This window comes from Octadecabacter algicola (assembly GCF_021532625.1).
Classification (GTDB): domain Bacteria; phylum Pseudomonadota; class Alphaproteobacteria; order Rhodobacterales; family Rhodobacteraceae; genus Octadecabacter; species Octadecabacter algicola.
Map to the genome: position 1 here is coordinate 503,656 of NZ_JAKGAR010000001.1, position 22,877 is coordinate 526,532.

General features: G+C 55.8%; 23 protein-coding genes. 10 read left to right on the top strand and 13 right to left on the bottom strand.

From position 1 onward, the window contains the following. Positions 1-2: 2 nt before the first annotated feature. Together L0666_RS02430 and tyrS are read right to left on the bottom strand one after the other, a co-directional pair. Complete coding sequence (locus L0666_RS02430) at positions 3-770, bottom strand: GNAT family N-acetyltransferase (RefSeq protein ID WP_235257971.1); 768 nt, start codon at positions 768-770, stop codon at positions 3-5. Between the two features lie 148 nt (positions 771-918). Then, positions 919-2,169: a tyrosine--tRNA ligase gene (gene tyrS / locus L0666_RS02435; RefSeq protein WP_235257973.1), complete on the bottom strand. Its 1,251-nt coding sequence runs from the start codon at positions 2,167-2,169 to the stop codon at positions 919-921. A gap of 61 nt (positions 2,170-2,230) precedes the next feature. Between tyrS and L0666_RS02440 the strand changes: the two genes are divergently transcribed. Next, positions 2,231-3,340: an anhydro-N-acetylmuramic acid kinase gene (locus tag L0666_RS02440; protein WP_235257975.1), complete on the top strand. Its 1,110-nt coding sequence runs from the start codon at positions 2,231-2,233 to the stop codon at positions 3,338-3,340. Here L0666_RS02440 and L0666_RS02445 read toward each other — a convergent pair. The 6 genes from L0666_RS02445 to soxR all read right to left on the bottom strand — a co-directional run bounded on the left by L0666_RS02445 (position 3,332) and on the right by soxR (position 10,316). Then, positions 3,332-5,050, bottom strand: coding sequence for a glycosyl transferase family 90 (locus tag L0666_RS02445; protein ID WP_235257977.1), 1,719 nt, complete (start codon positions 5,048-5,050; stop codon positions 3,332-3,334). The two genes, L0666_RS02440 and L0666_RS02445, sit on opposite strands and share 9 nt — an antisense overlap. A 62-nt stretch (positions 5,051-5,112) precedes the next feature. Beyond that, positions 5,113-6,663, bottom strand: coding sequence for a trimethylamine methyltransferase family protein (locus L0666_RS02450; protein ID WP_235257979.1), 1,551 nt, complete (start codon positions 6,661-6,663; stop codon positions 5,113-5,115). Between the two features lie 238 nt (positions 6,664-6,901). Further along, a complete protein-coding gene (locus L0666_RS02455; RefSeq protein WP_235257987.1) occupies positions 6,902-7,744 on the bottom strand; it encodes a TPM domain-containing protein in 843 nt (280 codons plus the stop codon). Positions 7,745-7,755: 11 nt separating this feature from the next. Beyond that, positions 7,756-8,568, bottom strand: a complete 813-nt coding sequence (locus tag L0666_RS02460) for an isocitrate lyase/PEP mutase family protein (protein ID WP_235257989.1) — start codon at positions 8,566-8,568, stop codon at positions 7,756-7,758. Positions 8,569-8,669: 101 nt separating this feature from the next. Next, a complete protein-coding gene (locus tag L0666_RS02465; protein WP_235257991.1) occupies positions 8,670-9,842 on the bottom strand; it encodes a pyridoxal phosphate-dependent aminotransferase in 1,173 nt (390 codons plus the stop codon). A gap of 42 nt (positions 9,843-9,884) precedes the next feature. Beyond that, positions 9,885-10,316: a redox-sensitive transcriptional activator SoxR gene (gene soxR, locus L0666_RS02470; protein WP_235257993.1), complete on the bottom strand. Its 432-nt coding sequence runs from the start codon at positions 10,314-10,316 to the stop codon at positions 9,885-9,887. Positions 10,317-10,391: 75 nt separating this feature from the next. On the opposite strand from soxR, the gene L0666_RS02475 reads away from it, so the two are divergent. Both L0666_RS02475 and L0666_RS02480 read left to right on the top strand, forming a co-directional pair. Beyond that, a complete protein-coding gene (locus L0666_RS02475) occupies positions 10,392-10,535 on the top strand; it encodes a hypothetical protein (RefSeq protein WP_235257995.1) in 144 nt (47 codons plus the stop codon). A gap of 1 nt (position 10,536) precedes the next feature. Beyond that, on the top strand, positions 10,537-10,920 hold the full coding sequence (locus L0666_RS02480; protein WP_235257997.1) for a VOC family protein: 384 nt from the start codon (positions 10,537-10,539) through the stop codon (positions 10,918-10,920). On the opposite strand, the gene L0666_RS02485 is transcribed toward L0666_RS02480, so the two are convergent. Both L0666_RS02485 and L0666_RS02490 read right to left on the bottom strand, forming a co-directional pair. Beyond that, positions 10,917-11,582 (bottom strand): alpha/beta fold hydrolase, encoded by a 666-nt coding sequence (locus tag L0666_RS02485; protein WP_235257999.1) that lies wholly within the window; start codon positions 11,580-11,582, stop codon positions 10,917-10,919. The two genes, L0666_RS02480 and L0666_RS02485, sit on opposite strands and share 4 nt — an antisense overlap. Beyond that, complete coding sequence (locus tag L0666_RS02490) at positions 11,579-11,926, bottom strand: MmcQ/YjbR family DNA-binding protein (RefSeq protein WP_235258007.1); 348 nt, start codon at positions 11,924-11,926, stop codon at positions 11,579-11,581. The genes L0666_RS02485 and L0666_RS02490 overlap by 4 nt, the downstream gene beginning before the upstream one ends. Positions 11,927-12,169: 243 nt before the next feature. On the opposite strand from L0666_RS02490, the gene cysS reads away from it, so the two are divergent. From cysS to L0666_RS02505, 3 genes are read left to right on the top strand one after another with little or no spacing between them, the layout of a single operon-like run. After that, positions 12,170-13,624: a cysteine--tRNA ligase gene (gene cysS / locus L0666_RS02495; protein WP_235258009.1), complete on the top strand. Its 1,455-nt coding sequence runs from the start codon at positions 12,170-12,172 to the stop codon at positions 13,622-13,624. Then, a complete protein-coding gene (cimA, locus tag L0666_RS02500; RefSeq protein ID WP_235258018.1) occupies positions 13,621-15,237 on the top strand; it encodes a citramalate synthase in 1,617 nt (538 codons plus the stop codon). The genes cysS and cimA overlap by 4 nt, the downstream gene beginning before the upstream one ends. After that, positions 15,234-15,983, top strand: a complete 750-nt coding sequence (locus L0666_RS02505) for a squalene/phytoene synthase family protein (RefSeq protein ID WP_235258020.1) — start codon at positions 15,234-15,236, stop codon at positions 15,981-15,983. Before cimA ends, L0666_RS02505 begins: the two co-directional genes overlap by 4 nt. On the opposite strand, the gene L0666_RS02510 is transcribed toward L0666_RS02505, so the two are convergent. From L0666_RS02510 to cobA, 3 genes are read right to left on the bottom strand one after another with little or no spacing between them, the layout of a single operon-like run. Continuing rightward, complete coding sequence (locus L0666_RS02510) at positions 15,980-17,236, bottom strand: MFS transporter (protein WP_235258022.1); 1,257 nt, start codon at positions 17,234-17,236, stop codon at positions 15,980-15,982. The genes L0666_RS02505 and L0666_RS02510 overlap by 4 nt on opposite strands. Positions 17,237-17,288: 52 nt before the next feature. Next, positions 17,289-18,551, bottom strand: coding sequence for a cobyrinate a,c-diamide synthase (locus tag L0666_RS02515; RefSeq protein WP_235258024.1), 1,263 nt, complete (start codon positions 18,549-18,551; stop codon positions 17,289-17,291). Next, on the bottom strand, positions 18,552-19,409 hold the full coding sequence (cobA, locus tag L0666_RS02520) for a uroporphyrinogen-III C-methyltransferase (protein ID WP_235258026.1): 858 nt from the start codon (positions 19,407-19,409) through the stop codon (positions 18,552-18,554). A 109-nt stretch (positions 19,410-19,518) separates the two neighbouring features. Between cobA and L0666_RS02525 the strand changes: the two genes are divergently transcribed. The 4 genes from L0666_RS02525 to L0666_RS02540 are packed head-to-tail and all read left to right on the top strand — an operon-like array spanning position 19,519 to position 22,608. Then, a complete protein-coding gene (locus L0666_RS02525) occupies positions 19,519-20,580 on the top strand; it encodes a cobalt-precorrin-5B (C(1))-methyltransferase (RefSeq protein ID WP_235258028.1) in 1,062 nt (353 codons plus the stop codon). Then, complete coding sequence (locus L0666_RS02530) at positions 20,577-21,317, top strand: cobalt-precorrin-6A reductase (protein WP_235258030.1); 741 nt, start codon at positions 20,577-20,579, stop codon at positions 21,315-21,317. The genes L0666_RS02525 and L0666_RS02530 overlap by 4 nt, the downstream gene beginning before the upstream one ends. Further along, the gene (locus L0666_RS02535; RefSeq protein ID WP_235258032.1) at positions 21,314-21,943 is read left to right on the top strand and encodes a DNA-3-methyladenine glycosylase family protein; all 630 of its coding nucleotides are present in this window, start codon (positions 21,314-21,316) and stop codon (positions 21,941-21,943) included. The genes L0666_RS02530 and L0666_RS02535 overlap by 4 nt, the downstream gene beginning before the upstream one ends. Beyond that, a complete protein-coding gene (locus L0666_RS02540) occupies positions 21,940-22,608 on the top strand; it encodes an alpha/beta hydrolase (RefSeq protein WP_235258041.1) in 669 nt (222 codons plus the stop codon). The genes L0666_RS02535 and L0666_RS02540 overlap by 4 nt, the downstream gene beginning before the upstream one ends. Positions 22,609-22,877: the final 269 nt, after the last annotated feature.

Here is a 22,877-nt window from a genome sequence, read left to right on the forward strand (position 1 = left end):
GGCTAGGGCGCGCGTAATCGAACCCATGTGCCGCCAAGGGGACGCAGGGCCGCACCCGTTCCAAGCTTGAACCGAGCCAGCCCTGCGGCGCGGTCTGTGTCAACGGTGCCAAGGTCGAAATCCTCATGGCCAAGCGCGGCTAACCGTTTGGCGGCTGCCCATAACACGGCGCGCGGAGCCTGTAAGGCTTGGCCCGTTGGGATGGACCATGCCGTTTGATAGGTCGCCGTTTGCCCATGACGCAAGATCAGACAGGCGGCACAGAGAGTGCCACGGTCATAGGCCTCAAACAGCAGTGCATTGTTGGGGTTTATCTGGGCAAACGTTGACAACAAGAAGGTCGGATAGGCGCGGTAACAGCGTTTGCGGGCCAATGTTTCGGCGGCGGCAAACATCGGATGTGCGCTGCCGTCCCAAATGGTTTCACGGATCCGCAGGCCGTTGCGCTCTGCTTTTACCAATCGGTTGCGCCACTTTCCGGACATGCCCGCCCGAAGGTCACCGCGCGTGAGGTCCCATTGTGCGATATGGGCCGATGTCATGATCTGACGAAACCCAGCGGCGCGATAGGGAATTTTACAAGGCGTTTCGCCATTCAGGATTTGCACGGGGCCATCCGCGACATCGTCAGGGACTGCACGCGAGGCGAACATCACGCGACCAAACCGTGAAAATCTACGGCGTAGGATGACAGGGGCTACCGATGCGATATCTGCGCCGTAAGCTGCCAAAGCGCGGGCAAATTCGGGGGATTGTTGCAGGGCTGTCATAAGCGCAATTAACGCGCCCTTTACCTAACAGCGCGTTAATTGGGGCATGAAACATCTGCCCGATATCCCCGCACCCCGACTGACACCGCTCGCGATTGCGGTGGTGGCGCTTGTCATCGCGCTGATTGGGGGCGGCGTTTTGGCGGTGTTAACCTAGTGTCACCAGCGCGTGGCGTTTCTTACCCGCACTCAGTTTAACGGGGGTCGACAGATCATCGGCGCTGACCATAAGGCCTGCGTTGTCCAATGTTTCGTCGTTCATCTTGGCACCGCCCTCGGAAATTAGGCGCTTTGCCTCTTTGCCGCTACCAGCAAGGCCGGATTTCACGATCAACTGGACGATAGAGATGCCATCCGACACGTCAGCCGCATCCAAGGTCAACGTTGGCAAATCGTCCCCAACGCCGCCTTTTTCAAAGACTTCCTTTGACGTTTGTGCAGCCGCATCAGCAGCCTCGCGACCATGCAGTAGCGCGGTCACTTCATTGGCCAAAACGATCTTGGCATCGTTGATCTCGGAGCCTTCAAGCGCACCCAGACGATCACATTCCTCAACCGGAAGTTCGGTGTAGAGTTTCAAGAAACGACCGACATCCGCGTCTGTCGTATTCCGCCAGAACTGCCAGAACTCATATGGGCTGAGCATGTCAGGGTTCAGCCAGATCGCACCAGACAGGGATTTGCCCATCTTTTTGCCGTCACTGGTGGTTAACAACGGTGACGTCAGGCCATAAATCTCGTGATCCAGCACACGGCGCGTCAGGTCGATCCCGTTGACGATGTTGCCCCATTGGTCAGACCCGCCCATCTGCAACAGGCAACCATAGCGGCGGTTCAGTTCCAAAAAGTCATAGGCCTGAAGGATCATGTAGTTGAACTCAAGAAAGCTTAGGCTTTGTTCACGATCCAAACGCGATTTGACTGACTCGAAAGACAACATGCGGTTGACCGAGAAATGCTTGCCGATGTCGCGCAAGAAATCGAGGTAGTTCAGATCGTCCAACCATTCAGCATTGTTCAGCATCAACGCAGGCGTGTCGGCTTTGTCGTAATCGATATAGGCGGCAAAAACCTTTTTGATGCCCGCGATGTTTTCGTCGATCATGTCTGGCGTCAGCAGGGGGCGCTCATCCGCGCGAAAGGATGGATCGCCGACTTTTGTTGTACCGCCACCCATCAGCGTGATCGGTTGGTGGCCTGTCTTTTGCAGCCAACGCAGCATCATGATTTGGATCAGCGACCCAACGTGCAGGGATTTCGCCGTTGCATCAAAACCGATATAGGCCGGAACCACGCCTGCCGCGAAAGCGTCATCCAAGCCCTGATAATCTGTGCAATCGGCGAGAAAGCCGCGCTCGATCATGATACGGATGAAATCGGATTTGGGATGGTAGGTCATAGTTAGTTCCTGCTAGCGTTCACTGCAGTCTATAGGGTCCGTTCGGGCAGAGGGAAAGAGCATGTTGAAAGATCAGCAGGTCCGTGTCGTTGGGGCCATGTCTGGCACGTCGCTAGACGGTGTGGATGCCGCCGAGATCGTGACCGATGGCCATCGCATTATTGAATTCAAGGACAGCGCGTTTCTGCCATATACCAATGCTCAACAAAATGTGCTGCGAGCAGCGCTTGGGAAATGGGCCGAAGATGATATCGCCGATGCGTCTGAGCTTGTTGAGACTGTTCATGCGCAGGTGCTTTCAGGTTTTGAGAAGGCGGATCTGGTCGGATTTCACGGGCAAACTTTGGCCCATGATCCCCAAGGACTGTTAGGGGCACCACGCACCCACCAAACGGGCGATGGCGCAATTTTAGCCGAGGTACTGGGCAAACCCGTCGTGTGGGATTTTCGCACTGCGGATGTTCAAATGGGCGGCGAAGGAGCACCCCTTGCACCATTCTACCACTTCGCGCTCGCTAAAAAGATGGATGCCAAAACGCCGATCGCGATCCTTAATCTGGGTGGAGTGGGGAACGTCACATGGATTGATCCCAGCCTTCCGCATCCTGACAGCGACGGCGCGTTGTTGGCGTTTGACACCGGGCCCGCCAATGCGCCGATCAATGACTTGATGCAGACGCGGCTTGGTCAAGCATATGATAAAGATGGTGAAATTGCTGCGAAGGGCACTGTTAATCAAGCCATTGTTGATGACTTTTTGAACCATTCATATTTCTACCGAATGCCACCAAAGTCCCTTGACCGCGACGCATTCGTTGGGCTGGTTGCTGCTGTCGAGGCCCTGTCAGACGCGGACGCCGCCGCGACATTGACGATGGCTTGTGCGGCTTCTGTTGCCCGCGGTATGAAATCTTGCCCCAATCCCCCAGACCGGATCTATGTCACAGGCGGCGGGCGCAAAAATCCGGTATTGATGGCAATGCTATCGGAGGTTTGTTCTGCTCTTGTCGTGCCAATTGAAGACGCAGGGTTCGATGGTGATATGCTCGAAGCGCAGGCTTTTGCGTACTTGGCGGTTCGGGTCGCGAAAGGTCTGCCGACGTCGGCCCCAGGCACGACAGGCGTTGCGGCAGCCGTAGGTGGCGGAACGCTGTCGCGCCCATCAATCTGACGTGTTCAGATAGTCCGCAATCCCGCGCAATAGGGCGGCGCGATTATCCGGATCGGCCAGTTTGTCGTAAACTTCAGTCGCCGCGCGGGCCATTGCGGCGGACTTAGTTGGATGTGCGCGGGCCCATTCCAGTTTTTCAACCACATCCTGCGCGCCTTCTTCTAGCGGCACATAATGTACCCATGGTTTGAATGCGTCAGTATAAAAGAGCTCCCAACCATCTTCTTCCTTCAATATTAATGAATTAGACGCCGCCGCTGAGAGGAAGTTCGATCCAGTGTCATTGCCGGAAATACTCAGGATATAGCGGAACTGATGGAACCATTCACGCGGGCGTTTGGCTGCCGATAGGCCGGCAAAGGCAGGTGAATTGGCCAACCGTTTCCATTTATCGCGGAGCACGAGACCAACCGCGTAATCAGGATGATCGCGTAGGGATTTAACAAGATTATAGCGGGGCACACACATCAGGTCGGCGATCACATCAGCCCATGCAGGGTCTGTACGCGTCAGATCGAGAGCTTGCGAGCGAATGCCGTATACGCCGCGCAATGTGCGTCCTTCAGGGGTCAGAACAGGTGACATGCGGCCCGTCATATTACCGAGCCACACGCAACGATCTACCTTGTTTTCAAATGGGACGTCATCGCGGGGAAAGCCGCCGGGTTGCCCTGTCGGCGCTAGATTGTGATAGGCTGGCAAAGGCCACAGTGTCATGTTCTTTGCCCCGATCCTACGGTTGTAAGCGACTGTGCGATGTGGCGGCATGCGATTGTCCGGCGTGCCCAAGAACCGAGCGTCCATCATATCAATAAACAGGGGCGGTTTCACGTCATGGGCAATCATCTCGTTCAGGGTGCCTTGGACACGATCCAAACCAGTTGAGACATCAGTAAGCACCATTCCGCTCGCTGTCTGAACTAGCGGTGTAGGGTCATCCATACGGTTCGCAAAACTTCCATCGTTACGCCAGTGGACCGAATTGGCGCTCAGCGCTTTTGATTTTCCATTTTTGCCTCGGGTTTCTACTGCAAAATCAATAAGGTGTTTGGTGAAGTTCAAATCCTTTGCGGTGTTCGATTGGGTCGCTCTGTGCGTTGAAATCTTTGAAATAACGGTTTGCACGTCATTGGCCGCCACGGCGAATTCCGGTTGAGGACTGATTGGAGCGAGATCGAAGTCGCGTTGCAAAAACTCAGTAATGTTTTCAATCGGATCCGATGTGATGTTAAAGTTTAAAAATCGCCTTCTGCCACGTAAAAGTTCGCGGCATAAAGCAGCATGAGCATCGTGTTCTGAAGTCCAATGATCAAGGATCGTTCCGTCATCAACCTTGGCATGCCACGCACTGGATTCGCGGTGATTTCCCTGATCCGCAAGAAAGCGAGATGTGATCCAATCGGCGGGATCACGTTGGGTGTGAATGAAATAGGCGTCCGGATAGCGCGCAATCATGTATTCTAGAACGTCGTTCGGGTGCAATGGCGGCAGGTGGCGTTTGTCGGTGCGGTATATCCCTGAAAATCCGGCAGCATCGGGCCATTTCGTGAGCGGCTCGCCACCGGTTGCTTGCGCATAGGCCAGATCAACAGCCAGTTTTCCACCCTTATGGTGGCACCATTGGTAACCGTTTTCCTTAAACAGGGCTGGCAGAATCTGCCCGCCGCTGTGGGGCAGGCCAATGCCAAAGACCAAGGGCCGTTTCGCCATTTTCGATTCCCGTCGTTACCTGTTGCGCAGTGTGGCCTGTCCACGCCTGCGCAACAAGGCGATCAGGCAGGAAGATGGATGTTAAACCTAGCGCGTATCTCGGCATCCAACGCTGGATCAAATCGGGCGGCTGACCGCGTCGCGAGGATTTGTTCCTTTTTAGCGATCGTCTGTTCGATCAAATCAGGGCGATCATTCTCGGCCCATTCTTTCGGGCTCATCCGGTTGCCAAGGGCAGGGTAGACGCAATCGCGTTCCATATGTGACAGGGTGCGATCGGTACCAAGGTAATGCCCCGGACCACCCATACAGACTTCGGCGATTTGATCGAGTGCGAGTGTTTCATCATTGACTTCAATGCCGCGCACACAGCGTTGGGCTTGGCCAATCAAATCATCGGCAAGGATTAGGCTTTCGTGGCAAAAACCTAGCAAAGATGCATGCATTCCTGCTGCTTCATAGATCATGTTGCAGCCGGCCAGACCGGCCATGACATTGGAACACATAGCTTCCCAGCCTGCCTGCATGTCGGGCATTTTGCTGTCGCTGGCGCCCCCCGCTGCACCACCAGGGATGCCGTAGAACGCGTGCATTTGTGCGCAACCTGCGGAAAGAAGGGCCTGTTCGCCCGATCCGACTGTCATCGCGCCAGTGCGCAAATCCAACCCGAACGGCCATGTCCCGAATATAGCGGGATATCCCGGTGAAATAGCGTTGACGTAAACAATTCCTGCCAAGCACTCCGCGCAGGCTTGGGTAATCGCGCCTGCAATAGTAGATGGGGCCGTCGCACCTGACATACCTGCGGACAGCAACAACACGGGCATGCCGCCCTTGATGCAAATTTCCATAGCTTCGCAGCTTTCGGTGGCAAATTTCATCGGCGGGACAACGAAACAGTTGGACATCGAAATGAACGGTCGCTCGCGATACTTCGCTTCGCCACCCGCAATCGCGTAGGCCATCTGCAGGCAGTCAGCCGCATGGGACGGGTCCGAGATCGAGGTGCCGACGTGTTTCGTTGTGCCCGAACAGCACGCATAGATGGTGTTCAAATCCATTTCCAAGTTGTCAGAGATGTCGCGCGCAACCATGGGGCGCTGCAAGAAATGTACGTTGTCCAATGTGTCCGTAATACGGGCGGCATCGTGCAGATCTTGCAGGGTGCTTTCGCGATAATTATTACCGGCAACGTCGACGATATTCACAGCGGCACCAGCCGTCCCATAGTGGACCCGTTGGCCAGATAGGTCTAGATCGTGACGCGGATCGCGCCCATGAAGCGTGAGGTCTTTGCAGGCTTTGGCGAGCATATCCTCGACCAAAGCACGTGGAAAACGGATGCGCCCATCATCGCCTAGGATCGCGCCAGCACCCGTTAGGATCTCAACTCCAGACGCGGGGGCATCCGCAAGGCCTATCGTTTCAAGGGCCGTCAGCGCGGCTTCGTGGATTTTTAGGACCTCAGCTTCGCTGAGCGGTTTATAGGTGCCACCCGTCATTCCGGCGCGGATCGGGCGCATGTCTTCGGTGAGGGGGGCGGCGCGCATTGCGTGGCGCGCAGCGCGACCGCCACTACGTGAAGGGCGGCGGGAAGGTGAAGAATCGTTCATGTGAATGGCCTTGTATTGGTGGTCTGAAAGGGGTGATCAGATCCAGCCAGGGCGTCCGCGTGCGGCCCGCCCACGCCGTGCCCCAATGGTCACGCAAACGCGTGTGGGTTTGGTTGCAAGGCTTACATCGAAACATCTCATGTGCTCAGCGTTGCCCCAGAAAAGGGGTGTTTCTATCGCTTTTGCGACCTTTGGTCGTTTTTGGGCAGACCAAACAGGCCTGCCCAGTCGTTTTTTGCTAAAATTTGCCGGTCGAGCCGCCCCCTTGGGATTTCCCACCGCCTTTTGGCGTTTCGGTTTTGAGTTTGGAAATGGTGTAAGGCGTGGTGTCGACGTGGCCACAAGATGGACAGGTGATCCGAGTTTCACCGTCACCTGCCGCATTATTGGTCGGTTCGCGAAGAACGACACGAGATTTTTCCAGTCCGGTTTTGCCACACTTGGAACAAGGCTGTGCTGCAAATTTAGCGGCACTGCGTCGGTTTAGTCCAACGATGCCTGCTATCCCCGCCGCAATCGCACCAAGGATGTAGTACATGGTGTTGCCGGAGCTTTCGGTGGAGCCTGTCTTGGGAGTTGCAGTGTCATTTGCTGCGGGCGGGTCGATCAAGCGCGCAAGCAGACCGTCGACGCCCGCGTCCAGTCCTTGCGCAAAATCATCGTTGCGAAAGTGGCCGATAATGTCTTCGGAGACCACGAGATCGACCTGCGCTTGTGCGGCGGCGTCATACCCACTGCCGGTTTCAATGCGCATCAAGCCATCGTCCCGAAAAACGAGGATCAAGATGCCAGTGTTAGCATCCGCATCGCCAATTCCCCATGTGTTAAACAGGTTCGTCGCGTACTCAGCGATTGCGGTGTTCTGAGCGTAAAATCGAACCGATGAGAGGGTGACAATCACGATTTCAGTGTCGTGATCGTCCGCTATGTCTGAGAGTTTCTCGACAATGCGAGTTTCTGTTCCAGCGTCGATAATATCGGCGAAATCATTGACGCCGTCGGCTGTGCGGTCTGGGTAGGTTTGGGCAATGAGTGGGTTGGTAACAAAGAGGGCTGCCAAAACGGCAAACAATCGTATCATTGGAAAAATCCTTAGGTGAGTAATTCGTCCACCTTATCACCGGATATTGACTGCCCAAGTAAGGAAAAACTGCCCTCAGCCGCGCCGCCGCCAAACATCTCGAGGGCTGCATCATGTATCACGCGGTGCGTCGCTCGTGCCAACGCAGACCCGAGCGAGAGCCGAGCAGCCCCCATGGCGCCATATGATTTCAGCGTTTCGGCCGTGTATATTGGGCCCGCGACCAGAACATTCACCGAAGCAGTCACGGACGCGCAGATGCGGATAACATCGTCGATAGATTTGGGCACAGGTGCATAAAGACAGTCTGCGCCGACGGCCTCAAATCCCTGCAAGCGGGCGATGGCTTCGTCGATGTCATAGGCTTGGGTCATGATCCCGTCGGCGCGGGCTGTAAGCACAAAATCGTTTGGCAAAGCGCGGGCCGCTGCGGCTGCGGCTTTGATCCGTTCAATCGCAAAAGCACGATCATATGCATTAGGGGTCGGCAGCTTGATGTCTTCGATACAGATGCCTGCAAGACCTGCTTGTCCCGCGAGGCGGACCGTTTCAGCTACGGCATCAGGATCATCGCCCCAACCGTTTTCAAAATCCCCTTGAACGGGAAGGCCGGTCGCCGCGATGAGGTCTTGGGCATGGGCGAGCGCTTCGTCGCGGGTAACGCCAAGGCCATCGGGGCGGCCAAGTGTAAAAGCATGAGCCGCCGAGCTCGTGGCGATGGCCTGTGCACCGAGAGATTTTAGCATCTTGGCAGAGCCTGCATCCCAGGCGTTGGCAAGGATGAAAGGCTGGCCGGGTTTGTGTAGGTCCCTGAAGGTGGTCATAACGGCGTCCTTTCGCGTCGGACGGGCTGTGCCGTTCCGATCCGCTGGGGGGCAACCGCAGGCCCCGACGTATTAGTAAAACAAAGGCAATCGCGGCGCGGTTAGTTGGCCTTTGTGGCTGCGAAATCAAGTAAAGTATGAAGCGCGATGTCGTATCGATCATCATCCACCGTCATTGCAACACGCACGTGGCCGGCAGCTGAGGTGCCAAAGCTTTCGCCGGGCATTGTCGCAATTTGATGAGTATCGAGAAGGTCATTGGCAAAGTCGAAACCCGACATGCCAGTCGCACGGATGTCCAACATTGCGTACATCGCGCCTTGTGTCGGGCTGGCTTTGACCACGTTTTGAGTTGCAATCAAACGTTCGGTTATTTCACGGCGGCGGGCAAACGGTGCTGACACCTCGTCTTCCAGTGGGGTGCCTTGGCCCAGCGCAAAATGGGCTGCATCTTGGATGTAGCCGGGCACGCCATAGGTGGTATGGGTGGCAAGATTGATCATATGTTCGATCACCTCTTTGGGGCCGCAGACCCAGCCGACCCGACTACCTGTCATCGCGTGACTTTTGGACATGGAGCCGACGACCAAGGTCCGTTCGGCCATGTCGGGCAGTGCCCTTGGGCTGATGTGTGTGCCATCCCAGATTTGGGTGTCATAGACTTCATCCGAGATCAGCCAAAGATCATTGGCAATACATGTGTCCCCGATCGCGGCCAGTGTTTCGAGGGAATAGACAGCGCCCGTCGGGTTGTTGGGCGTGTTAACCAGCAGGCTTGTCGCGCCTGCGGCATTCGCATTGAGGTCGGCCGCGCTGGGTTGAAACCCGTTTTCGGGGCGCGCGGGGATGGATTTTGGGATGGCACCAACGCCGCGGATCGTACCGGGGTAGGTGGCATAATACGGGTCGATAAACAGGGCAGTATCGCCTTCGTCGCAAACAGCGTTATGGGTCGCAAACAAAGCGGCCTGACCGCCCGGTGTGATCAGGATGTTTTCGGCAGTTGTGCGAACGCCGGTGCGTTCTTGGATTCGTTCGGCCACGGCACGGCGCAATTCTGGTGTCCCCGGGACGGAGGCATAGCCCGTATGCCCACCTTTGGCGCTTTTGTTCATCGCATTGAGAATATCGACATGGGTGCGGATATCGTGCTCACCGATGGTGAGTTCAATGATGGGTTCGCCCTGTGCGACCAAACCGCGGGCTTTGTAAAAAACTTCCCAACCGTCAGAGCCAGAGGGGGTGAGATGTGTGATGCGATGTGACAATTTCATTGGGTCACGTGACCAGCGAAGCCCCGCAGTGTCAATCGTAGATCACGGCAAAAGTGCACGTGGTCCAGTCCCTTCATTGGCACGGATGTCATCGGGGTTATACAGTGCGCAGCTGTCCAAGCTTAGGCAACCGCAACCGATACATCCGTCAAGGCGATCACGTAGCAGTTCCAGTTGCGCGATGCGGGCGTCGAGGTCGGTGCGCATTTCAGTTGATATTCGGGACCAGTCAGATTTGCTCGGGGCTTTGTGAATCGGGAGATGGATCATCTGATTGGCGATATCCGTTAACGAAATACCGAGTTTCTGCGCGATCATCGCAAATGACAGTCGCCTCAGATCATGTGCGCCATATCGACGGTGACCACCAGCGTTGCGTACTGGATGAACGATACCGTGGGTTTCATAAAATCGAATGGCCGACACTGCGAGGCCGGTTCGCTTAGCAAGGTCGCCGATGGTCAAACCAGACATGAAAATACTCCTTGATCTAAAGTTGACTTTAGAAATTACAAAGTGAGTCGTCGAGTGATCAGAAGGAGTGACATCATGAGAGACACACACCGCATCCGCAAAGACAGCCTACCGCTGTCTATCATCCGTCATTTGGAGCAACAGGGGCTTGGATGGGGACATGACCTTTACCCTGGTTCGTTTTGGGTCAAGACTGACACGAGAAAGAAAGGGCGCTGAGATGGCTTATTTGGAACATGTGAACGTGACCGTGAAGGACGCAAAGCAAACGGCGGCACTGTTCGTTGACCTGTTTGACTGGCATGTCCGTTGGGAAGGCGCGTCTATTCATGACGGCTATTCTGTACACGTCGGCGGCACGGAGTCTTACGTCGCACTTTATAACAATAAGGGCGGTGATCCGACAGAGAGTGACGTCGTGAGCTACGATCAAAAGGCCGGATTGAACCATATTGCTGTGGTGGTGGATGATCTGGATGCCGTCGAAGAGAAGGTGAAGGCACATAACTTCGAGAGCCATAGCCATGCAGATTATGAACCTGGTCGGCGGTTCTATTTTCACGATGACAATGGATTGGAAATTGAGGTCGTGCAGTACGACTAATCCAACAGTTCCGGCAGGACATGGGCCAATGCACTATAGTGGCCCATGTCTGGTAACCTGTGCAGGGTTGCGTTGGGCAGGTGTTGGCACAAGGCATCCGCCATAGAAATGGGCGCCCATGTATCAGCGGTTCCGTGAAAAATGGTTACGGGGGAGGTGACGTCGCTCAAAAGCGGAGACCAATCCTGTATGTAATCGGTAACAGCCTGCACATAGGCTGCGCGTCCGGTGCCTAAGCTGTGTCCCAGGAGCGTTGTGAGTTGTACTTGTGCGTCCTTGGTGGCGAACAGGGCGAGATCAGCAGGAGCTGCATTAGATAGCAGTACGCAGCGCAATAAGCCCGGCGCGTAACGCGCCATAAGGGACTGACCGAAAGAGACCGGACCAAGCCGCGATCTAGCTGCGGCACGAAAGACGGGCGCACCGTCCATTTGTGGGAGAAAATCCCCGAGCGTTAGCGGAGCGGCTGGGGCAATCAAAGCGATGCCGCGTGCGCCGTTGAGTGCTGCGTATTTCAACGCACGATGCGCACCGAGGGAAAAAGCAATCAGCGTCGCGTCCGGTGATGCCTGTTCTTCTGGCAAAAGCACTTGCGGTGAAACGCCTGCGAGAGTGACCTCATCGTGCCAACCCGGGACGCCGTGAAAATAGACTGGTTTCACTGGGGCCATTGGCCCAAGGCGGCTTGGGCTTTCTTGGTCAAAGACGTCCTTACAATCGAATAGGAGGTTTCAATTCGGTGACGCAGTTCGACCTCGTCAGTGTCCAGAGGCAAGAAAACCCACGAGCGATGAAAATAGGGCGCCTTGGGCCAACCAAACATATCTTCTAAGTGCAGGGCGTCCTCAATCGAGGCGCATTTGACGGCAAGCCCGTCGCCTCGCGCACCGATGCTGGCAAACATTTTACCACCAATTTTCCACGCGTCATGGCCGCCGCCCCATGGGTCGGAGACCTCGGCGGAGGGAAGGATCTGACATATCGCGTTTACGGTTTCACGGGTCATGGGGAATGATGGCGCAAGAGAGGGCAAATATGCAAGCGCGACCGTTCGCTACACTGGGCCTGGCAACTGTTTGGAGGTGTGGCGTTGCTTTGTGCGTTAGGGACCGTTAGACAGTCGCTATGAAGAGCATTTGCATCATTTGCATTATTATTACCTGCTGACTTACGTCGCGGGCCGCTCTTTCACGTTTCCATAAACAGTTGAAGTTGCTAAGCCCGCGGGTGAAATCCGTGTGAGGCCAATATGACGATCCGACTGTATAATACCAAAACCCGTAAGAAGGTGGAATTCGAGCCAATCGATCAAGAGAACGTGCGGATGTATGTCTGTGGGCCGACGGTTTATGACCGCGCGCACCTTGGCAATGCGCGGCCCGTTATCGTGTTTGATACGTTGTTTCGTCTGCTGCGGCACACATATGGCGATGACCACGTCACTTATGTGCGCAATTTCACGGACGTTGATGACAAGATCAACGCGACAGCACTTGCCCGCAAGGAAGCCGGCGCGGCAGGCACGCTTGAGGAACTGATTGCAGAGCGGACCGAAGAAACCATCGGTTGGTATCTGAGCGATATGAGCGAAGTGGGTGCTCTTGAGCCAACTCAGATGCCGCGGGCCACGAATTACATCGCGCAGATGATTGCGATGATCGAGGATTTAATCACCAAGGATCACGCCTATGCCGCCGAAGGCCATGCGCTGTTTCGGGTGCGTTCCTATGAAAACTACGGCGCGCTGTCTGGGCGATCTGTTGATGACATGATTGCAGGGGCGCGGGTGGAAGTGGCCCCATTCAAAGAAGATCCGATGGATTTCGTGCTGTGGAAACCGTCAACTGACGATCAGCCGGGCTGGGACAGCCCGTGGGGCCGGGGCCGTCCTGGGTGGCATATTGAGTGTTCCGCAATGGCCAAGGCGTTGTTGGGGGATACATTTGATATCCACGGCGGCGGATTGGATCTGCAATTCCCGCACCACGAAGATGAGATCGCGCAAAGCTGCTGTGCCAATGAGACCGATGAAATGGCGCGCTACTGGATGCACAACGAGATGTTGCAAGTTGAAGGGAAGAAGATGTCCAAGTCCTTGGGCAACTTCTTTACCGTACGCGACTTGCTGGAACAGGGTGTGCCCGGTGAAGTGATCCGCTTGGTGTTCTTGATGACCCATTACCGCAAGCCAATGGATTGGACAGATGCCAAACGCGGAGAGGCCGAAAAGATGCTGGGTGAATGGATGTCTGTCCTTCAAAAGCACGGCTATTCGCAGAAAACCGTCGATATGCTTAAGGCATCGGGTGATTGGGTTGCTGACGCTGAATTTATTGGCGTGTTGAGCAATGATCTTAACACATCCGGTGCGATTTCTAGGATGCATGTGTTGGCCAAAGCCAAGACCGCTGCTGGCTTGGTGCCTTTGGCACATGCCATGGAAACGCTAGGGTTGGTAAACGATTGGTCGATCCTTGATTTGTCGCCATCTCAAAACGATGACATGCCTGAGTGGGCGGCCACAGTGATTGATCGGTTGATTGTTGAACGCGGAGAAGCGCGTGCCGCCAAGGACTGGGGCGAGGCCGACCGTCTACGCGATCTATTGAACGCGGCTGGGGTTCAGGTCACTGATGTTGCGGGAACCGCAAGCTGGCTTCCAGGGGCGGACTTTGATCTTAGCGTGTTGGAGGCGTTGAAATGACGGAGCGTCTGTACCTTTACGACACCACGTTGCGGGACGGTCAACAAACCCAAGGCGTGCAGTTTTCAACGGATGAAAAACGCGCGGTTGCCGCCGTTTTGGATGAACTTGGTGTGGACTACATAGAAGGTGGCTGGCCCGGTGCGAACCCGACGGATAGTGAGTTCTTTGAAAATGCACCCAAAACCCGCGCCACGGTAACAGCCTTTGGGATGACCAAACGGTCTGGTCATTCCGCAGAGAATGACGATGTGCTGGCGGCGGTCATGAATGCGGGAACGCAGGCGGTGTGTCTGGTGGGTAAGACACATGATTTTCACGTTAAAACAGCGCTTGGCATCAGTTTAGACGAAAACCTTGAGAACATCGCAGGGTCGATCAAGCATATCGTCAACGCAGGCCGAGAGGCGCTGTTTGACGCTGAGCACTTCTTTGACGGTTTCAAATCGAACCCAGAGTATACGATCTCGGCCGCGAAAGCCGCCTATGATGCAGGTGCGCGTTGGGTTGTGCTGTGTGACACCAATGGCGGCGCGTTGCCCCATGACGTGAGGGCCGCAACCAAAGCCTTGATCGAGGCGGGCGTGCCCGGGGATCACATCGGTATCCACACCCACAACGACACCGAAAACGCCGTCGCCAACAGTCTTGTTGCTGTGGCTGCAGGTGCGCGCCAAATCCAAGGAACGCTGAACGGCCTTGGCGAGCGCTGCGGAAATGCAAACCTGACAACGTTGATCCCAACGTTGCTGTTGAAAGAACCGTTCGCCAGCCAGTTTGAAACCGGTGTGACCCTTGATGCGCTCAAGGGGTTACGACAGGCGTCACGTATGTTGGATGAAATCCTCAACCGTGTGCCGCAAAAACAAGCGCCTTATGTGGGTAGTTCGGCGTTTGCCCATAAGGCGGGGTTGCATGCAAGCGCGATTGCCAAAGACCCCAGCACATATGAACATGTTGACCCCGCATTGGTCGGCAACAGCCGCATTGTTCCGATGTCAAACCAAGCTGGCCAATCCAACCTGCGGGAACGCCTTAGCGCCATGGGACTAGACGTCAAAAAAGGTGACCCTGCTTTGGCCCGTATTCTGGACCGCGTTAAAGACCGCGAAGCGGCAGGTTATACCTATGACACCGCACAGGCGAGTTTCGAGATTCTGGCCCGTGAGGAACTGGGGCTGATGCCCGATTTCTTTGAGGTGAAACGCTATCGTGTCACCGTTGAACGCCGCCGCAATAAACGGAATGAAATGGTGTCCTTGTCCGAGGCCGTCGTCGTTGTGAAAGTCGATGGCGAAAAGACCATGTCGGTGAGTGAAAGCATAGGGCCGGACGGGTCCGATCAGGGTCCGGTTAACGCGCTGAGCCGTGCGTTGATGAAGGACCTTGGGCGCTACCGTGATAAGGTGTCCGATCTTGTGTTGACCGACTTTAAGGTGCGTATCACCAATGGCGGCACAGAGGCTGTTACACGTGTCATCATCGACAGCGCTGACGGGCAGGGCCGTGCGTGGTCCACTGTTGGCGTCAGCGCCAACATAGTGGACGCCAGCTTTGATGCCTTGGTCGATGCGATCCGTTGGAAACTGTTGCGTGATGGGGCTGATACGTGAGTTTTGATGCCTGCGCAGCCATCGTTGAAAAAGGCGATCCCCAACGGTTCATGGCGACTATGGCCTGCTCAGTTGACGCGCGCCGCGTTTTGTTTCCTCTTTACGCGTTCAACGTACAAGTGGCACGCGCCCCTTGGGTGACCGAGGAACCAATGATTGCCGAGATGCGGCTTCAATGGTGGCGGGATGCCCTAGAAGAAATCGCCGAAGGTCGCGCGGTGCGCAAACACGAGGTGACGACGGCACTGGCGGACATTTTGGACGTTGATGGTGCAAAGGCGCTTGATCGTTTGGTCGCGTCACGCCGTTGGGACGTCTACAAAGACACCTTTGAGGACGCGGGTCATTTTCAAGAATATCTAGAAGCGACGGCTGGCGAATTGATGTGGCAAGCCGCGCGATCTTTGGGCGCGAATGATGCGTCCCGTGAGGGCGTTATGGCATACGGTTCTGCAACGGGGTTGGCGCGTTACTTGGTGGCCGTTCCAGAGCTTGAGAGCAAAGGGCGCAAGCCTTTGGTTGACGGGCGTTCTGAGGCGATTGCGGAACTGGCACGCGCGGCTTTGGCCAAGCTTGATCCAGCTTTGAAACAAACGCTTCCAAAACGGGCACGAGCAGCATTGGTCGAAAGTTGGGAAACAGTGCCACTGTTGCGCCAGATCGAACGTCAGCCAGAACGCGTGGCACAGGGTGCGGTTGGGCTTAGCCCATTTCGCAGTAAGTTCCGTTTGTTGCGATCGACTTAAGCGGACGACCCTCGAGGCCGCATAGCAAGCCAGATCAATGCACCGCCAGCAAGCATCAGGAACGGTGCCATCGCAAGGTTCACGGCGGTCCAGCCTTCCATCGGGTCGCCACCCGAACAGTTCATCAAGCCGCCCGATGCAAGTGATGCCACCATCACTGACCCAAACACCACCATGTCATTCAGGCCCTGAACAACACCACGCTCATGCGGCAGGTGTGAGGAAGTCAGCATCGTTGTCGCGCCGATAAAGCCAAAGTTCCAGCCGACCCCCAAAAGGATCAAGGCGGCGTAAAAGCTGAACAGTGAGGGCTGATCGGCATCCGCAACATTCACACCGAAGAGGGCTGCCGCGCCCGCGGCGAAGAGGATCACAAGGCCTGTGGCCATGATGGATTTGACACCAAAGCGCGCGATCAAATGGCCGGTGAAAAAGCTTGGGATATACATCGCAAGCACGTGAGCTGAAACGATATTGTTTGCGTTATCAAGCTCATAACCACATCCAACCACGGCGAGTGGCGTTGATGTCATCACTAAGTTCATCAGTGAGTAAGAGACCAAGCCGACGATCATCGCGACCAACAGATTGGGGTCGGACAGCAAGTCACCACGCGAGCGTGGCTTTGGGCCTTCGACTTTGGGCTGGCCACGCGTTCCTTTGGGCAGGTCGAGCGGCATAAAAAGAAACATCCCCACGAGGTTCAGCACGACAACGGCAAGATAAATGCCAAGGAACGGAACTGCGAACGCATCTTCTACGACTTTGTTAAGCTGCGGACCCAGAATAGCTGAGACCAAGCCACCCGCCATGACATAGGAAATGGCCTTGGGCTTAAAGCTGTCAGAGGCCGTATCCGTTGCGGCAAAGCGAAAGAACCCTTGAGCCGACATATAGATGCCGGTGAAATAAGAACCGAGCAACAGCACAGGGAAGCTACCAAGGTATAATCCATAAGCCGCGACCGCAGCGCCAAATGCGCCCGCTAGTGCGCCGACATAAAACCCAAAGCGGCGACCACGATGCTGCATAAGCGGCGAGAGCCATGGTGCCGTCGTCATGGAGCCAAAAATAATCAGAGTGATCGGCAGGGTCGCCCAACAGATATTCGAGGCAAGCTGTTTACCGGCCAAGCCACCTATAACAAAGATCATTGGCATCTGTGCACCAAGGATCGCTTGGGCAAGGACAAGGACGGTGACATTTCGCTTTGCGCGGTTGTCGTCGATTTCTGGGGTCGATGTATCAGTCATAAAAACTGGCTACGCCTGCATGGGGGGCATGGCAATGGGTGAAATGACGCGGCTAGGCGCGATCGATGATATGCGCAAAGGAACCTGACACGCGGCCCTCCGTCAGTCCAATGGGGCCAAGGTCGCGGCCTTCGGCGTCGCTCGCTTCAAAGAGAGGGGTGCCTTGGGCGTTGATCGTAGTTGCGTAGTGAAATTCGTGCGCTGTGTAGGTTTCAGGATGCGCAGGTGTAAGTCCTCGCAAAGTTCTGTATCCTAGGTGGAGCTTACGAGTGGCGAAACTGGTGGTGAGGCCAATAAGACCCGCCATTTTGTGAGAGGTGCCATCTGCATCAATCAAAGCTTCGCCAAGCGCCATGTATCCCCCGCATTCTCCATATATATCAGAGTTTTGCGAAGCAAATCTAAGGCTTTGCATGAAGGTTTGATTGGCTGCGAGTTTTGCCGCATGAAGCTCTGGGTAGCCACCTGGTAAGAAGACTTCGTCTGCTTCTGGTACTGGTTCATCCGCGAGAGGTGAAAAAGGAATGATCTCCGCACCGTTGGCCTGCCAATCGGCGATGTGATGCGGGTAAACGAAAGAAAAGGCCGCGTCCTGTGCTAATGCAATGCGGCGAGGCGGGGTGTTCTGCACGCGGGGTGAGCCAGTTTTGGCCGGACACATCAGGGCCATAAGAGCCGCGAGGTCGATATGCTGCGCGACTTGCGTAGCTGCGGATTCGAGGAACTCGATCAGATCGGGCATTTCACCCGCTTGAACCAATCCGAGGTGCCTTGAGGGTCGTGATAAAGTTTCAGATCGAGGAATTGCACCGAGGACGGGCAGACCGAGTGGCGCGAGGGCTGTGCGCAACATGGTTTCGTGACGCGGCGATCCAACGCGGTTTAGGATCACCCCCGCGATCTGGACGGTTGGATCATGGCTGGCGAACCCGCGTACAAGGGCGCCGATAGAATGGGACATCGCTTTGGCATCGATGATTAGGACGACCGGAAGGTCCAGTGTACGGGCAAGGTCGGCGGTTGACCCTTTACCGGCAGGGGGTGCGCCGTCAAACAAGCCCATTGCACCTTCGATGATCAGCGGGCCTGTACCGTTTGCCAATCCACGGATACGGTCAGGCGTCATAGCCCATGCATCAAGGTTCACACAGGGGCGGCCCGAGGCGGCGGCGTGAAATTGCGGGTCGATGTAGTCGGGGCCTGATTTGGCGGAACGGACATTGTGGCCAGCATTGCGAAGCGCGCGTAGCAGGCCAAGTGTGACTGTGGTCTTTCCGGCACCTGAAGATGGCGCGGCAAGGATCAGCCCCGTCATTTAAGCAGATTCAGCGGGGCGTCCGCGTCCCAATGGATCTAAGTTTTTTGGCGGGATTCCAGCTGCTTGTGCTTGCCAGTTTAATACGTCGCGCATTTGAACTGCACGGCCAACACAGATGATCGCTGGGGGTTCAAATCCGCCTTTAGCGATGTCTTCGGTGATTGTCCCTAGCGTGGTTTCAAGCACCTGTTGATCTGGCGTTGTGGCGGTGGTGACCACGGCCACGGGTTCATCCGCCGTGCGGCCAGCGGCCATGAGAGAGGCAGAAATCTGGGCGATGTGTTTCATTCCCATATAGATCACGATGACTTGGCTGCCTTTGGCGATAGCTTCCCAATCAAGGGACTGTGTTGCATTGCCCGATTGATCGTGGCCGGTGACGAACGTCACGGATTGGTTCACATCACGGTGGGTAACGGGGATACCCGCATAGGCCAACCCTCCAATCCCAGCAGAGATACCGGGAATAATACGAACGGGCACGCCATGTTGCACAAGGGTTTGAGCTTCTTCGCCGCCGCGCCCAAAGACGAACGGATCACCACCCTTTAGGCGCAGTACGCGTTTTCCCGCTTTGGCGAGGTCCACGAGCTGTAGGGAAATGTCGCGCTGCAAAGCACTTGGTTTGCCGCCACGCTTACCAGCATAGATATGTTCGGCCTGAGGGGCCCAGTCGAGGATGGCTTCTTGCACAAGTGCGTCATAGATCACGACGTCGGCTTGGCGCAGTGCGTTCAACGCATGCAGGGTCAGCAAACCGGGGTCACCGGGGCCAGCACCACACAGCCAAACCCAGCCTTTTTCAAGCTCGGGCCACTCAAAGCCTTTCGGCTGGGAAGGGAGTCGTAAATCCATGCCCCGTTATGACGCGATCGTGCGGATAGGAAAAGGTGACAAACGACGTCTCTCTTGGGATTGGCGTCATGGGGGGACGCAGGTAAGGTCGCCTTGAGGGTTGAATGAGATGACACGTAAACCAACAGGGGAATTGCGCCGTGGCTGGACCACGGGCGCTTGTGCCACCGCTGCCTGTAAGGCGGCGCTGTTGGGCTTGTGGGGCGATGCCCCAGCGAAGGTGTCCATTACGCTGCCTAAGGGCGAAGTGCCTGAGTTTGAGGTCGTCGGGTTCAGGCGTGGTGATGGATGGGCCGAAGCTGGCATCGTCAAAGATGCGGGTGACGATCCGGATGTGACCCACGGAGTAACTCTCATTGTACGCGTGGCGCGATCAAACGGTGGCGTGGTGTTTAGGGCCGGTGAGGGCGTTGGAACAGTGACAAAAGCGGGCTTGCCCATCGGCGTTGGCGAAGCTGCAATCAATCCGGTTCCACGATCGATGATGGATGAAGTTGTCGCCGAGGTCGCAAGCGAGTTTGGTGAAAGCCCCGACATTGAAATCACAGTGAGCATCCCAAATGGCCAAGAGATCGCACAAAAAACGTGGAACCCGCGCCTTGGGATCAAGGGCGGCTTGTCGGTCCTTGGGACAACCGGAATTGTGCGTCCGTTTTCGTGTGCGGCGTGGATAGCGAGTATCCATCGGGGCGTTGACGTTGCGCGCGCCGATGGGGTGACACATGTGGCGGGCTGCACTGGAAACATGAGCGAAAAGGCCGTTCAGGCGCTGTTCGGACTTCCGGATCACGCGATGTTGGATATGGGAGATTTCGTGGGAGGTATGGTCAAATATATCCGCCGGCATCCCATAGAACGCCTTACGATCGGCGGTGGGATTGGCAAGCTGACAAAGCTGGCGCAGGGTGCAGTTGATTTGCATTCGGGGCGTTCTCAGGTGGATTTCGACCAGCTTGCTGAATTGGTTGGGAACCCTCGGGTGAAGGCCGCGAACACTGCGCTTGAAGCTTATGAAATTACAGGTAAAATCCTGCCCGAACGTGTTGCAGAACTTGCTGCGCGTAAGGCGATGGCGATGTTCGAAGGTGGCACCGCACCATCGCAATTAGATGTCGTCATCGTGGACCGTGCAGGTCAGGTTATTGCTCAAACGGAGATACGAAACCCATGACGTTGTTGCTGCTTGCTGGCACTGGTGAAGCCAAGCGGATCGCGTGGGGGTTGGCAGATACAGGGCGTAGTGTTGTCGCCTCTTTGGCAGGAGTAACCCGCTCGCCTGATCCTTTACCTATTCCGACGCGGATTGGCGGGTTTGGAGGAGAGGCGGCGTTTCAGCAGTACCTCTCGGATGAGGGGATCACTGCTGTCGTGGACGCAACGCATCCATTTGCCGATCAGATTACGAACCGCACGGCGCGGGTTTGTGGTGCGTTGGGCCTTCCATATTGTCAGGTTTTACGCCCGGAGTGGGTCGCTGAAGAAAAAGATGACTGGACAGAAATCTCCGCGCCGCACGAAGTTGCGGATTTGGTGCCGCCGGATGCGGTGGTCTTTCTCGGGACGGGACGGCAAACATTACCGGAGTTTGCCAATCTTGAGGGACGTCGGGTGTTGGCGCGGATGATTGACGCCCCGATGGTTCCGTTTCCATTCGAAGGTGGTGAATTTGTGATCGGGCGACCGCCTTTCGATGTCAAAAGCGAAGTGGCATTGTTTCGGGCGTTGGGGGTAACGCATTTGGTTGTTAAGAACTCTGGTGGAAAAGGCGGGCGCCCCAAGTTAGATGCGGCGCGTCAATTGGAGTTGCCGGTGTTCTTATTAGATCGCCCCAAAGCACCAAATTTGGGCGAAACCGCCACTCGGGTTGAGACTGTTCAGGGCGCGTTGGAATGGGTTGCGGCACTATGACCGAGCGGATCATCAATACAGACGCGGATATAGAAGAAGGTATGGAAGCCCTGTCGACCATGTGCCCAAAGATGAAAGCCGCTTATGCTGAAACTGGACCTTTGCCGTTGCGTCGAAAGCCGGATGGGTTTGATCAGCTTTTGAACGCGATCATTGGCCAGCAGGTCAGTATTGCCAGTGCGGCCGCGATTTGGGGCCGGATGGAAGCCGCCGGTATGACGACGATGGACGCCTGCGCAGCTGCCAGTGAAGATGAGTTGCGCGGCTTGGGCCTTAGCCGACAAAAAGCGCTTTATGCAGGTGAGTTGGCCCGCGCGGGGATCGATTTCTATGGCCTGCGGGACATGCCAAGTGATGCAGTGATCAAAACGCTCACAGCGGTCAAAGGGATCGGGCCTTGGACGGCGGAGGTTTATGCCATGTTCAGCCTTGGTCGTGCGGATGTGTTTGCTCCTGGTGATTTAGCGCTGCAAGAGGCGGCGAAGGTCCTGTATGACTTGCCCGAACGCCCCAAGGAACGTGCGTTTCGAGTGATGGCCGAAGATTGGGCGCCATGGCGGTCGGTTGCGGCTCGGCTTTTGTGGGCCTACTACCGCGTTGCAAAGAATAGAGAAGGTATCAGATGACACGAGTTTTGAATTCACTACATCGCGCGCCAGTTTCAGGTGAAATGCGGTCGGCGGTTGTGTTTTTGCACGGTTATGGCGCCAATGGTGCGGACCTGATGGGGTTGGCTGATCCTTTGGCTGAACACTTGCCTGATACAGCGTTCTTTGCGCCGGATGCTCCAGAAGACTGTGCTGGTAGCCCGATGGGGTTCCAATGGTTCCCGATCCCTTGGATCGATGGATCATCCGAGGAAGAATCCCGCGCTGGAATGGACCGCGCGGTCGAGGATTTGAACGCTTATCTTGATGGCATTATGGTCGACGAAGACCTATTACCTGAACAGGTGATGGTATTTGGGTTCAGCCAAGGGACGATGATGGCTTTGCATGTGCTGCCACGCCGCGAAGACCCCGTTGCCGGTTTAATCGCGTTTTCGGGTCGTATGTTGGAGCCAGAGGCGCTGGTGGATGAGGTCGTGAGCCGTCCGCCGGTCTTATTGGTCCACGGCGACGAAGATGATGTCGTCCCTGTTGAATCTTTGCCGCAGGCCGCTGAGGCGCTGCAAGGCGCTGGTTGGAAAGAAGTTTACGCCCATATCCAGAAGGGCACAGGTCACGGAATTGCGCCAGACGGATTGCAGGTTGCATTGGCCTTTATGCGTGAACGTTTGGGCGTTGCATAAGGCGCTCTTGTTTTCGAGAACCGATCTTCCGGCTTAGACCAAAAGTCTCGGCCGGAAGGTTCTTTGGCCAAATGGCCGGGTTTTTGGCTATACGATAATTGCCTGTCTCCAGATCGTTTGGTCCTTTGTCGCCAACTCACGCTCTTGCGTCATTTTGATGTTACGTATCCCTCGTAGCGTCCTCCCCATTAGGTTTGACTATATCTGGGGCTTGTCAGGGCAATATCCCAATATATAGTCAACTTACGGCAGGAGCGGGCTCCCGCTCT